Raw genomic sequence first — 13,443 nt, 5'->3', positions numbered from 1 at the left:
GTCATCGCAGCGGTGGGATCCACCGTCGTGAACCGCGATCCGTTTCCGTCCAGCGTCTGCGGCGGTCGAAACCATCGCAAGATCGATCGCCGCCACGGACGATCCCGCCGAAATCAGGCGCAGGGCCGTCGGATGGATCAATCAAGCGTACGAGCAACCTCTTCGATCTTGTAAGCCTCCAGAACGTCATCCTGTTTGACGTCGTTGAAGTTCGCCAATCGAATCCCGCATTCCATTCCGCGGGGGACTTCTTTGACATCCTCTTTCACCCGTCGCAGGGTATCCAAGGCGTAATCGCCGATGGTCCGGCCGTCGCGGTTGACGCGAATGCGGCACCCACGTTCGATGACGCCTTGGGCGACATAGCACCCGGCGATCGTTCCAACGCGGCTGATGCTGAAGGTCTGCTTGACCAATGCACGTCCCAGTTCGACGACCCGTTCTTCCGGCTTCAAGCGGCCTTCGATCATCGCCTTGATGTCGTCGGTCAACTTATAGATCACGTCGTAGCGGCGAATTTCGACGCCACGTTCGTCCGCCATCGACCGGGCTTGTTCGTCCGGGATGACGTTGAAACCGATGATCACCGCATCGGATGCGCTGGCCAGGGTGACGTCGGCCAAGGTGATCCCGCCGACACTGCGTTGCAGCACGCGGATTTCGACCTCGGGGTGGTCGAACTTGCTCAGTTCCTTGTCGATCGCTTCCAACGAACCTTTCACGTCGGCCCGCACGATGATGTTCAACTTGACCTTGTCTTCCAGCGACCCCAGTTTGCCTTCCATCAACATTTCTTGGAAGTTCTCGAACGACACCTTGGTGGTGATGCCCGACAGGGATTGGCGGCTGGACGATTCGGCACGTTGCGAGGCGATTTCACGGGCCTTGGAAATGTCATCCAAGACGTGGAAACGGTCACCGGCACCGGGCGGTTGATCCAAGCCCGTCAAACTGACCGGGGTGGACGGTCCGGCTTCGGTGATCGGTTTTCCGGTCAGCGGATCGGTCATCGCACGGACACGGCCGTGGGCCGGACCGCAAACAATGATGTCGCCAACCTTCAGCGTTCCGTTCTGAACGACCAGTTTGGAAATCACCCCCTTGTCGCCGTGTTGTTCGGCTTCCAAACAAACGCCCAACGCTTGGCGGTTCGGGTTGGCGGTGAATTCATGCAACTCGGACACCGTCAGCAATGTGTCCAACAGGGTGTCCATTCCGGTGCCCTTGATGGCACTGGTGGGCACCACTTCCACATCGCCGCCCCATTCGCTGGGCGTCAATTGGTGTTCGGTCAACTGCGTCATCACACGGTTCGGATCGACGCCTTCCAAATCGATCTTGTTCAACGCCACGACGATCGGCACTTCGGCGGCTTTGGCGTGGCTGATCGCTTCTTCGGTTTGCGGCATGATGCCGTCATCGGCTGCGATGACCAGCACCGCGATGTCGGTGACGTTCGCACCGCGGGCCCGCATTTCGGTAAACGCTTCGTGGCCCGGCGTATCGACAAACGTGATCGGCTGGCCGTCTTTGTCGATCTGGTAAGCACGAATGTGCTGGGTGATCCCGCCGGCTTCGCCGCTGACCACGTCGATTCCGATCAGGTAATCCAGCAGGCTGGTTTTCCCGTGGTCGACGTGCCCCAGGAACGTCACGATCGGCGGCCGAGCAACCAAGGATTCCGGATCGTCCTCGGTTTCCTCCAGCTGGGTGATGACCTCTTCTTCCAGCGTCTCGGTTTCTTTCAGCTGGATGTCCAGGTCCAACTCCGTCGCCAACAGCTCGGCGGTTTCCAAATCGATTTCGCTGTTGATGTTGACCATCATCTGCATGCCCATCAGGACACGCAGCACTTGGGCAACGGGAACTCCGGCGGCTTCACAGAAGCTACGCAGGGTACAAGGCAACTCCAAAGTCACCTTTTCCTTCCGCGGCGCGGCGGTGTTGGTTCCCTTGCGTTTCAGCGTGGTCTTTCGGAAATTGCCGGGCGATCGGCGGCCACCCCGGTAGTCTCCGGAGCCCAAATTTCGGCGGCCACCGCCACCCCGTACGCGTTCGGCGCGGGCGCTGGCCATGCCGGCCAAGCTGCCTTTCTTGCGGCCGGGCCGTTCCTCTTCTTCCTCCGCACCCTTCTTACGGCCACTGAAACCTTTCAAGCCGCCACCGCCACGCTTGGCCGCGGTGCGTTCCTTTTCCTCGGATTCCAGTTTTTGCAGCGGTGCCGACATGCCCTTTTTGTGGCCGGCGATCAAGTCTTTGCTCAGCTTGATATCGGGCTTTTGAGCAGCCGGTCCACTGGCAGCCGGCTTTTCAGCCGGGGCCGGAGCATCAGGCAGCTGGGCCAGATTGATTTTGATTTTGGGTTCGCGTTTCTTGCCCTTGCCGGCGTCGCCGCCGCCTTTGACATTGGCGTCACCTTCACCGCCCCCACGTCGTGGACGATCCAGCGATCGCACGCGGTTGCCGGCCCCCATTTGGCCGCGGACCGGAGCCACCGGTTGGCCCGGACGATTGGGCACCACGCGGTTGCCGGTGGACCCCATGCGGCTGGCGATGCGTTCGGCCATCGACGTATCACCGGACTTGGCAGCCGGCGCAGCAGGTGCCGCTTTCTTTTCGGTCTTGGGCGGCGTCGCAGGCGCCGATGGTTGACCGGCCGGCTTGCCCGACTTGGCAGGCATTCTAGGAATCGGACGCGACGGCGAAGCATCCTTCGACAGCGGGCCGCGTGACAGCGGACCGGACTTGGGCATCTTGGGCACCGGACGCTCGGCCTGGTCGGAGCGATCCTTGGCCGAGGCATCATCCGCACCGGAGGCAGCTGCCTTGGACTCCAGCGGCGGCATCGCGGGCGGCGGCGTGGCCGGTGGTTCGGCCGGCATCGCCGGGACGGGTGCTTTTTCCGCCGTCGGTGTTTCGGAAACCTGAACTTCGTCGGCCCCGGTTTCGGTGGGGGCATCGGCGGTGGTCACATCGCCAGATGTCGCGGCGGCGTCGTTTCGTCGCTCGGTTGCCCCACGTCCGCCTCGGATCGTGATCGGGCGACGCCCGCTGGGAACAACGGCGTCGCGGACAGCGGCAACGGGTGCCGCGGGGCTCGAATCGGCAAGAGCGGCTTTGGCGGCCGGGGCTTTTTTGCCAGCCGAGGCGCCGCCGCCGGAAAGATGTTCGCGTACCTTGACGGCTTCGTCATCCGTCAAGCTAGCCAGCGCCGAACCTTTGCCGGTCAGCCCGACTTTCTTGACAATTTCAACAAGGTCTTTGCTGTCGAGGTTCAGTTCTTTTGCGAGCGCGTAAATGCGTACGGGCACGGGGGTAAGATCCTGGGGAAATCAATGGTGAATCGGCAATGCGTCGGCGCACCCCGATCCTTGGTTCAAATATTCGGTCACATAAACTTGGTCCTCCAACGCCGGGATTCATCGACTTTCAAGGAATCCCGGGGGGAATTACCGAAGAATCAAAGCGTCCGCTTTCGGTGGGATGCCATCGGGGGACGGCGAGCGCGGCTCTGCCAGTCGGGTAGAATAACGCAAGGTTCCACAATTGGGAAACCGCTTCCGTCGCCAAAAGCCGTCAATTTCGCGACTCGGGGCTCCGACACGCCGACTTTGCTGGTCGGCATCCCCGGTCTTGACGGCCCGACACGACGTCAGCTCGGTTCGTTCCGCTGGGGGTCGTCTGAACCGTCGACGTCACCGCCGTCTTGCCCGACCGCCGTCGGCTGGGCCTGCGATGCGTCCGTCTCCTGTGAATCGTCGGCCGACTCGGCAACCGCTTCTTCGGCATCCGCCGACGCTTCGGCTTCCTCAGCCGGAGCCTCTGTTTCGGCCGGCTCAGCCTCTGCTTCTGCAACCGGTGCTTCGGGCGACTCCGCTTCCACTTCGACCGACTCTGCTTCAGCCGACACCGCTTGCTCGGCCCCTGCATCATCCGCAGGTGCTTCGCTGGTTGCTGCCTCACCGGTCGGGGCTTCACCGCCCTGAGCCTCCACGGCCTTCTGCGCCTTTTCGCGTTCGCGACGCTGGGCTCGTTCTTCGGCCGCCGCCTCCTCGGCTTCCTCGGCTCTCGCTTCGGCGACTTCGACGATCCGGTCAATCGTCTCCAGCGGCAAGCCGCTCATTTCCGCGAACACATCCGGTTCGATCACCGACAGGTCGTCGTAGGACAGATAGCCCTGTTCGACCAAAGCCTGCGCGATCTCTTCGGTAACGCCATCGATCTGGCTAAAGCCCGTCACGGCGCGTTCGATCTGTTCTTCCAGTTCGCCGCCAGTCATGATTTCGATGTCCCAGCCGCACAGCTTGCTGGCCAGGCGAACGTTTTGGCCGCGACGCCCGATCGCCAATGACAACTGGTCTTCTTGAACCAGCACGATGGCCCGCCCGATCAAGTCGCACAACAACACCTGCTCGACTTCCGCCGGTTGCAGGGCGTTGGGAATCAAGACTTGTGGGTCATCGCTGAAGCGAACCACGTCGATGTGTTCACCCGCCAGTTCCTCGCGAACCGCTTTGATCCGACTGCCGCGATAACCCACGCACACGGCGATGGGGTCGACCTGGGAATCGACACTGCTGACGGCCACCTTGCTGCGGTATCCCGGTTCGCGGCTGATCGAATTGATGCTGATCACGCCTTCGGACAGTTCCGGGATCTCCTGTTCGAACAAACGCTGGACCAACTGAGGCCGCGTGCGGCTTAGAACGACCCGCACACGATTACCCGCGGCGCGGACTTCGAACACGATCGCACGCACGCGTTCATTGGCGTGCAGTGTTTCGCCGGGGATCTGTTCGCTACGCGGCAAGATTGCTTCGACATTGCCCAGATTGACAGTGGCAACGCCGCCGTCGGCTTTTCCGATGATCCCGCTAACGATCTCGCCGATCTGTTCGCGATACTCGGTCATCAACGAATCGCGTTCGGCTTCGCGAACCTTTTGAATGATCACCTGCTTGGCGGTCTGGGCGCCGATGCGCCCGATCTGGTCGTCACCCAACGGCTGGCCGTCCAGGGTCGCCATGATGCGACCGTTGCTGCGGTCCAAATTGACCGTAATATCCGACTCTTCGCCGTACTGACGCTTCGCGGCCGATTGCAGCGCGGATTCGATCGCCGAAAAAACCAGGTCGGTATCGATATTCTTCTCGCGATGCATGGAATCGACGTAGCGAAGAATGTCTTGTGGATTCATGTCGGCGTGGGGGTGTAAAAAAACAGCCCGAACCTGAATGGGCCCGGGCACACGTGCATTTGCTGGACTCGAATGTTTGGAGCCTATCTTTCGTCGGCCAAGATGTCAACCAAAGTCCGGCCGTAACGGCGCCCATCCGCGCCGCAACAATGCCCCCTGAGGCGGTCAACACAACCGCCCCGGCTGGCACGATTTTCGGCCCCGCGGCGTACGTTTCATCGGGTCGTGATGACCGGCCGATCAACGCCGTCGTCTGGGATGACCGTGGGCGTGCGGTTAAAACGTCGCGTCACCGCATTTTTCTTCGACGATTCATTTGACCGTCGCACCAAACGCCAAGGCCTTCACGGAGCAACTGACCCCCATGAAATACGGCATCTGCAATGAAACGTTCGGCGACTGGGACCTGAACCGTGCCCTCCAGTTCGCCGCCGAAGCCGGCTACCAAGGGTGGGAAGTCGCGCCATTCATGCTGACCGATGACATCCGCAGTTACGGTGATGCGCAACGCCGCGCCTATCGCGATGCGGTTCATGCGGCCGGGATGGAAGTGATCGGGCTGCACTGGCTGTTGGCAAAGACCGAAGGCTTTCACCTGACCAGCACCGATCCTCGGATTCACCTGGAAACCGTCGAGTACTTTCGCGATCTGATCCGCCTTTGTGCCGACATCGATGGCGAAGTCATGGTGCTGGGTTCACCGCAACAACGTAACGTCCCCGAAGGCGAGTCGATGGTCGACGCGACGGCCGCCGCCACGGTGGTCCTGCAGGACATCAGCCCGACGCTGGAAGAATGCGGCGTCAAAATCGCCTTGGAACCTTTGGGTCCCCAGGAAGGCAATTTCCTGAACACCGCTGCCGAAGCCCGTGAATTGATCGAATTGGTCGGCAGCGATCACGTGGGATTGCACCTGGACGTCAAAGCAATGAGCAGCGAAGCCGACCCGATCCCCGACATCATCCACGACAACGCTGATGTCATGCTGCACTTCCACGCCAACGACCCCAACCTGCTGGGCCCCGGCATGGGCGACGTCGATTTCCGGCCGATCTTCCAGGCACTGATGGACGCCAAGTACGACCGCTATGTCAGCGTCGAAGTGTTTGACTATTCACCCGGTGTCGAACGCATCGTCCGCGAAAGCATGGACAACATGCGGGCCGCCCAGAACTGAGCGGCCGTCCGCAACAGCCATGCTACCTTGTCCGGCGACGATCACGCTGTCGCATCGCCATGGGTAACCCGAACAGGCAAACGGTCAAACCGGTGCCGACCCGCTGGCAACACTCAGCGGCTGGACGGCTTGGAACGGGAACTGGAAACGGCCGTGCGATGACGGCGTCACCTTGAATCCGTTGTCGCCGTGCTGGTGTCCGATATCCAGCATCACTCGATGTACGTAAGCGTAAACGTCACGCCATTCGCCAGGATACAGTTCGGCGACTTCCGTCCCTGATCGACGTGCCCGCTGGACCAGTGTTTCCAAATGCTGCTTCAAGATCCCCGCAGCCGATCGGCTGCCGGCGATCTGAATCTGGCCGCTGTTGGCGTTCCGCTTGGTGATTCCCGCGACGGCGTCTTTGGTGACGGTGCAGACGACTTGACCGTCGGCCAAGACGCCGAACAAGCAAACGCACAAAGCATCCGAACCATCGCTTGCACCGGAGCGATCAAAACTGACCGCCAGCACCATGTTTTGACAGCCGACCTGAACCACCTGATTGACCAGCCCTTCGTGGCCGCCGACTTCGATCACCAAAGGGGATTCGAAATCCAACGATTCCAGTTCCGACGTGAACTTGGCCAGCTTGGTTGAAAGGTTGCCGTCCATCGAAATCGTGATCGATGGGTCATGGTAGTGCCGGACAACATGATCGATCTTCATTCCCGCCAAGCCGTCTTCGCCGCTGGCCACCGCAACGTTTTGCAGCTGACGCGAAACCTGTGAATTGGGGGCGTTCATCATCGCAGCAGTGTGAACGTTCAAACAATCCGGATCGTATCGCTTTCCGCCCAGGCACATGTTGATCACTGCGCCCGCAATGGCCGCCATCCCCAGCGTGCCCAAGCCATAAACCGCCAACACCATCGACCACGGCGTCGCCGGATCGGCATAGGGTGGTGTGTCCTGAGGCATCCAGCCCAACTGATAGGCGTACCCCAGCATGCCCACACCTGCGATCAAGTGCGCCAGACGCACCATCACCGTGCCGCGACCGTAACGCAGACAATACCCCAACAAACTGAGAATTGCGGGGATCGGATACAAAATGCACCCGACGATCGACGGCCCGCCGCTGCCACATATCACCAGCCCCAACACGGCGACCGCGGTTGCGATCCCCAGATACCGCAGCACGTCGGCTTGTGGCGGTAGTTTTTCGATCGCTTGACCGATCACCACTTGCAAACTGGCCGTGCCGTCGGCATCGGGACGCATCGTTTCGACGCGTCGCACGATTTGCATTCCCAGCGGCGTGGCAGCCAACTGTTGCGTCACTTCCGCGGCGTCAAACGAACGACCGGTCGAATCGTAACGCTGCTGTAACAAAGCCAGGGTGCCACCGGCGACCAACGCCAGCGTGGCCAGGAACCCGCCCAGCATCACGCGGAAATTGCGAGGTTCAACGACGACAAAACGCTGCACCTTCATAGAGGGTCGATCCCGTGCCAACGCGGCAACAAACAAGTCAGGTCAATGGCATCGCCGACGATCCCGTCGATCGTCAACAACAATGCATAGCTCGCTTGCGACCATTTGGCCCACCGATCCCGGCGGGCGATCCCGCCAAGTGGGCGGTTGAAGCCACGAAAACCGCCAGAACAGTCCCAGCCTGAAAAACCGGCACTCTGTCCGACCTTACCCCCAGCCCCCGACTTGATGATGCGTTTTTGATTCCCGCGAAGGCTTCAACCCTCAACCTTCCTCAGACCGTTGCAGACAGAACAAATGGTCTTCCCCACGAACAATCAATTGATCGTCCACGGGTGCGGGAGTCGCGTCGACGGTTTCCCCCATTTGATTGACCGACACGATCTGCAATTCGGGACTGTCCTTGATCACCACGATCGATCCGCTGCGGTCGCTTAGATAAACGTGTCCGCCGGCGGCGACCGGCGACGCATAGATCGTTCGCAACCCGCTGATTCGCTGGGCGACATAGTGTTCACGTCCGGTGGTGACGTCGACACAAGTCAATGCACCGGATTTGCCTTTGTAAAAGTACAACCGGTTTCCGCTCAGCAACGGCGATCCAATATCCGGTGTGTCTCGATGACGCGTCCAGACGACGCTTGACGTGCCTTCGATGTCGCCGCGGCCACGAGGATCAAAGGCCCCCAAGAACGCACCGCGAAATCCACTGGTGACGATCACCAAATCGTCGGTGGCCACGGGTGATGCCGCCGGTCGCTCCGTTTGGCCACCGCACGACCACAGTTCTTGGCCTGTTTGCAAGTCATACGAACGGACCTTGTTCTGGCCGGTCAACACGACCTGCGAACGCCCCTCGCTTTCGATCACCAACGGCGTTCCCCAGTTGGACGGCTCATCACGATCCGTTTTCCAAAGGATTTCGCCGGTGTTCTTGTCCAAGGCATACAGACGGGATGCTCCTTCGTGATCCCAGGGGACCAACAACATGTCGCCTTCGATCGTCGGCGAACTGCCTTCGCCAAAGCCGTTCCGCATGGCCATGTCGCCAAAGTCACGCTTCCACACCAACTGGCCGTCCATGGTGTAGCAAAACAAACCGCGTGAATTGAATGATGCGTAAACGTGACGCCCGTCGGTGCACGGCGATGCGGACGCGAATCCGTTGGTACTGTGCGTTCCTTCGTGCGGCCTGGCTTTGACCGCCACCTGTGACCACAAGGTTTGCCCGGTGTTGCGATCAAACGCCATCACCAAAAACTCGTGCATCCCCAGCGGGTCAGCCGACAGCGCGGCCGCCGACGTGACGAACACGCGATCATCCCAGACGACCGGCGATCCCGATCCCTTGCCCGGCAAGTCGACTTTCCAACGTACATTTTCGTCGGAGCCAAACTTCACCGGTGGATTGGCATCGGTCGCCACGCCATTGCCGTCTTCGCCGCGCCAGTGCCCCCAGTTCCCAGCCCAAGCAACCTGTGGAACCACCGACAAAGACAAGGCAGCGATCGCGGATGCGACGGTGAACAATCGATTCATCAAATGAGGTCTCCGAAAGAACAAGACAGGCCCGGTTCATCATGCCCGCGTGGCAAACCGAGCCAAAAGAAGGTGCCGAAAACGACGGATGCCCCAAAATGACGTGGCCGACAAGCTTATCGGATCAGTCCGCGGACGATGCTGAAAACCTGATGAATTTCTTGACGGCCGACGGACGCCACCGGAAAAGAAAACCAAAGCACGGCCGCCCATCGATGATCGGCCATCAATAGCGGATACGAAAACCGTTACGTGGCGGCATGGCGTCGCGCGGGTCGACCAGCGTGTCATCGATCCGTCCCGACATTTCCATCCCGATCCGTCGCATCAATTCATCGACGTCGCCCCGAGGTCCCTGTACATCCATTCGAACGTCGCCGTTGGGCAGATTTTGAACAAACCCATCCACCGCAAGCCCGCGGGCACAGTGCACGGCAGTGGCGCGAAAGCCGACGCCCTGGACATGCCCACGATAGGTCACCACGACTCGGCGCGATCGGTCATCGACACGTGGCCCGCGTGCATCGGACGAAGCCGCCATCAGACGGGGTCCACAATTTCGCCGGCGGTATCGCTGATGCCATCGGGCGGTTGCGTCTCGCTGATGCGTTCGATGACCACCAAACACATATCGTCAAACTGGTCGCCGTCGCCGATGTGTTCGAACACCGCGTCGACGATTCGCTGCTTCACTTCATCCGCAGTGCCACTTTGGGCGGTCAGATCCTTGATCCGGTCGGTTCCAAATTCTTCGTCCGCGATGTTCATCGCTTCGTTCACACCGTCGGTGTACATCACCAACAGATCGCCGGTGGACATTTGAAAATCAACCGCTTCGTAGTCCATGCCTTCGTCGATCGCGATCGGCAAGCCCGATTCTTCTTCGCCCGGTTCGCACAGTTGGCCATTGCCGCAATCACGAACGATGGGTGGCATGTGACCGGCGTTGACGATGCTGATGCGATCTTCATTGGGCTGGATCACCACCAACAAGAACGTGACGAACCGTTCGACATGCAAACGGCTCATCCGATTGTTCAGCATCTCGATCGCTTTGCCTAAATCGGGTTCGCTGGCCAAACAGAACCGAGTTTCGGCCGACAGTTTTGCCATGTACATCGCAGCGGCAACACCGTGACCGACAACGTCCGCGACGACGACACCGATGCGACCATCGGGAAGCGAGATGTAATCAAAGTAATCACCGCCGATGTGATTGGCGGCTTGATAGAAACTGCGGACCCGAAAGCCGACCGCGTCGGGCGACGTTTGCGGCAAGAACGCCTGTTGGACTTCGGTCGCCAATCGCAGGTCTTGTTCGACTTCCTGTTGCGCGAGCGCCTGTTGGTGCATCCGCGCATTGTTGATGACGATGCTGGCCTGGGCCGCGACGCCGGACAACAGGTCCACATCTTCATCACGAAACTGGCCGTGACCTTGCGTCGAATCGATCTGCAATGCGCCGATCGAATTGCCGTCTTCGTCCTGCAGCGGTGCGCAGATCATCGACCGGATCGAAAAATCGGCGATGGATTCGCTGCTGTCAAAACGGCTGTCGTCCATCGCGTCCAACGACAGAATCGCTTCGCGGCTTTCCATCACTTGGCGAATGATGGTCCGGCTGATCCGGACGGTTTCGGTTTCATCACGGCTGCGTCGTGTCTTCACCCACTGGGGAACCAACTTGCCTTCGCCAGTTTGCGTGACGATGAATCCGCGATCGGCGGCCGGAAAGATTTCGAACAAGCTTTCCAAGACCTTGGGAAAGACTTCGTCCAGCGTCAGTGCACCGGTCAAGTTTCGATTGATCCGCATCAGCGCCGCCAGCTTGGCTTCCGGCGTGGCGGACATCTTCAAGCCTTCTTGCGAAGACGAATATTGCACCTGAGGCAACGGTTCGTTCTTCGTTTCGTTTTCGTCCACCATCACGATTCCGAAACTGGAACCGTCGAACGTCATCGCTTGGCCGGCGGCGAACTGCGGGACGTCTTCGCGGTGGAAGACGAAATCGATGTCGCTGATCCGGACGCGGTCGCCTTCCTGTAAGACGTGCGGCTCGGCGATCAATTGGCCGTTCAAGAACGTGCCGTTTCGGCTGCCGGAATCTTCGACGCGAAACTCGTCGTCGGTGTGCAGAATCCGCGCATGGAATCGGCTGACCGCGCCGGCTTCGACCACGATGGTGCAATCGGGGTGGCGACCGATGGTCGTCACCGCCTCGGTCAATTCAAACCGTTCGGCGGGTGCCGCGTCGGCCTGTCCGGGAATACGAGAACTGCAGGAAAGGAATGCCATGAATCGCCACGTCGAAGAAACTGTTGCCCGCGAACTTTGATTCCGCCGCGGGGACGGTGCAGTTTAAAAGCAGGACGTGCCCCCCACAATCAAGATCGATTCGACCAAATCGCCCCAGCGAACTCAGATTTCACCGCTCGCATGCCCGGTTTCATCGCTCGATGGCCCCGGCCGCGATCGAATGGCCTCACATTGGACCGGACCATCGGTTTTACCGGGGGGATTCCCCCCGCGGCCCGCTATACGCCTGAACGGCTACCGCCGGGCCGGTTTCGGCGAGGGGGCGAGAAATTCGCCTGTGGCGACCCGCATCATTGGCCAAAGCCGCAGGAAATCGCCAATAAATCATCGCGAAGCGCCGCAGTTTTGACAGCTTACCTGTGCGCCACTTTGCCCGATTGCCGATTTTAAGATCAACCAAAGGGGGTAACTATCGGATGAGTAAGGCTGAGTTTACGGAAATGATCCAGACCGCGGATTTGGAGCTGGGGCAGAAGACCGAGACGGATCTTTATGACTCGGCCGGCGAATTGATGATCACCCAGGGATCACTGATCACCGGGCTGTTGATCGAAAAGCTGATGCGTAACGGCGTCGAACAGCTGTACACGACGCCCGGGCGTGGCGGCAAAGACGGCGACGCCCCAACCACGCAACCATCCGCCGATACCGCCAAAGCCACCGCCACCGCATCGCCTGCACAAAAGCAAGCCGATGCGGCGATGTCGGCATACGACGAAATCAAGCGGGAACGAACCGCCAAACTGTTCTTTGAAAACGCGGCCATCGTCGACGACCTGTTGCAACAATACGCCGAAACCGGTCGCGTCGACCTTCGCACCGTCGACCCGGCCATCGAAAACATCGCTGATGAAGTCACCGACGAATCCGATCCGGTCGTCGCCCACACGTTACTGCGGCAAAGCGATCTGGACCTGACCCGACGGTGCGTCCAGTTTTCCACGTTGGCGATCGGCGTGGGCTTGCGAATGAACTTGGCCCACAAGGACGTCATGGACCTGGGCCGCGCGGCGATGGCGCACGATTGGACTCTGTTCGAATTGCCGCCCAACCAACGCTTTCCTCATCAAAGTCGCGACGAAGCCGGCGAAGCGATCTATCGACAGCACCCGCTGCAAAGCGAACAAATGATGGCGGCCGATCCACGGTGTTCGTCGACCGCATCGATGATCGTCGGCCAGGTTCATGAACGTCTGGACGGAACGGGTTTCCCGCGGCGATTGAAAAGCGAATCGATTCACCCGCTGGGACGCATTTTGACCGTGGTGGACACGTATCTGACGCTGACAAGCCCGCCGCCATCGGCGCCCCGCATCGTCCCCTGTGACGCGGTCGCCTACATCGTCAACGGAATGAGTTCCGGGAAATTTGCCCCGATCGCGGTGTCGGGTTTGTTGGAAACCATTTCGCTTTACCCGCTGGGCAGCATGGTCGAACTGAGCGACGCGTCGCGAGTCCGCCCGATTCACACCAACGGATCCGATTACGGATACCCGATCGTCCAAGACATCGACGAAGCGGGCCGCCAAATCAATCTGAAGGAATCGGAACTGTTCGTGACCCGGCCTTTGGTCGTCCAAGAATTCGGCGAAATCCGGATGCCCGAAAGCGTGGCCTGACCCGGTTTCGACAGCGCGGATCGTGCCCCAAGTCGGTCGGGCTCTTCTTCCCGGCCTCCGCGACGCAAACCGCCGATTGGCAGCGGCGCTTCCAGCGGCGACAATCGTGGCATGCC

8 protein-coding genes are annotated in these 13,443 nt (G+C 60.1%); 2 read left to right on the top strand and 6 right to left on the bottom strand.

The features are described from left to right. Positions 1–137: 137 nt before the first annotated feature. Entirely contained in the window at positions 138–3,311 is a 3,174-nt protein-coding gene (gene infB, locus Mal65_RS09165) for a translation initiation factor IF-2 (protein ID WP_145296328.1), read from the bottom strand. Positions 3,312–3,652: 341 nt separating this feature from the next. After that, complete coding sequence (nusA, locus tag Mal65_RS09160) at positions 3,653–5,197, bottom strand: transcription termination factor NusA (RefSeq protein ID WP_145296326.1); 1,545 nt, start codon at positions 5,195–5,197, stop codon at positions 3,653–3,655. A 364-nt stretch (positions 5,198–5,561) separates the two neighbouring features. On the opposite strand from nusA, the gene Mal65_RS09155 reads away from it, so the two are divergent. After that, a complete protein-coding gene (locus Mal65_RS09155; RefSeq protein WP_145296323.1) occupies positions 5,562–6,374 on the top strand; it encodes a sugar phosphate isomerase/epimerase family protein in 813 nt (270 codons plus the stop codon). Between the two features lie 84 nt (positions 6,375–6,458). On the opposite strand, the gene Mal65_RS09150 is transcribed toward Mal65_RS09155, so the two are convergent. The 4 genes from Mal65_RS09150 to Mal65_RS09135 all read right to left on the bottom strand — a co-directional run bounded on the left by Mal65_RS09150 (position 6,459) and on the right by Mal65_RS09135 (position 11,687). Further along, positions 6,459–7,853, bottom strand: coding sequence for a hypothetical protein (locus Mal65_RS09150; protein ID WP_145296320.1), 1,395 nt, complete (start codon positions 7,851–7,853; stop codon positions 6,459–6,461). A gap of 264 nt (positions 7,854–8,117) precedes the next feature. After that, positions 8,118–9,392, bottom strand: a complete 1,275-nt coding sequence (locus Mal65_RS09145; RefSeq protein WP_145296317.1) for a BamB-related PQQ repeat family beta-propellar protein — start codon at positions 9,390–9,392, stop codon at positions 8,118–8,120. Positions 9,393–9,618: 226 nt separating this feature from the next. Beyond that, a complete protein-coding gene (locus Mal65_RS09140; RefSeq protein ID WP_145296314.1) occupies positions 9,619–9,933 on the bottom strand; it encodes an acylphosphatase in 315 nt (104 codons plus the stop codon). Beyond that, positions 9,933–11,687, bottom strand: coding sequence for a SpoIIE family protein phosphatase (locus tag Mal65_RS09135; RefSeq protein WP_145296311.1), 1,755 nt, complete (start codon positions 11,685–11,687; stop codon positions 9,933–9,935). The genes Mal65_RS09140 and Mal65_RS09135 overlap by 1 nt, the downstream gene beginning before the upstream one ends. A gap of 437 nt (positions 11,688–12,124) precedes the next feature. On the opposite strand from Mal65_RS09135, the gene Mal65_RS09130 reads away from it, so the two are divergent. Next, entirely contained in the window at positions 12,125–13,327 is a 1,203-nt protein-coding gene (locus tag Mal65_RS09130; RefSeq protein WP_145296308.1) for an HD-GYP domain-containing protein, read from the top strand. Positions 13,328–13,443 lie beyond the last annotated feature (116 nt).

Origin of the sequence: Crateriforma conspicua, assembly GCF_007752935.1 — a bacterium.
GTDB lineage: Bacteria > Planctomycetota > Planctomycetia > Pirellulales > Pirellulaceae > Crateriforma > Crateriforma conspicua.
Note: the sequence above shows the minus strand (reverse complement) of the source record. Positions and strands in the feature narration are given on the sequence as shown.

Coding starts and splice junctions, on each gene's coding strand:
- Mal65_RS09140 (WP_145296314.1), bottom strand. CDS start 9,933: ATGGCGGCTTCGTCCGATGCACGCGGGCCACGTGTCGATGACCGATCG.
- nusA (WP_145296326.1), bottom strand. CDS start 5,197: ATGAATCCACAAGACATTCTTCGCTACGTCGATTCCATGCATCGCGAG.
- Mal65_RS09150 (WP_145296320.1), bottom strand. CDS start 7,853: ATGAAGGTGCAGCGTTTTGTCGTCGTTGAACCTCGCAATTTCCGCGTG.
- Mal65_RS09130 (WP_145296308.1), top strand. CDS start 12,125: ATGAGTAAGGCTGAGTTTACGGAAATGATCCAGACCGCGGATTTGGAG.
- Mal65_RS09135 (WP_145296311.1), bottom strand. CDS start 11,687: ATGGCATTCCTTTCCTGCAGTTCTCGTATTCCCGGACAGGCCGACGCG.
- Mal65_RS09145 (WP_145296317.1), bottom strand. CDS start 9,392: ATGAATCGATTGTTCACCGTCGCATCCGCGATCGCTGCCTTGTCTTTG.
- Mal65_RS09155 (WP_145296323.1), top strand. CDS start 5,562: ATGAAATACGGCATCTGCAATGAAACGTTCGGCGACTGGGACCTGAAC.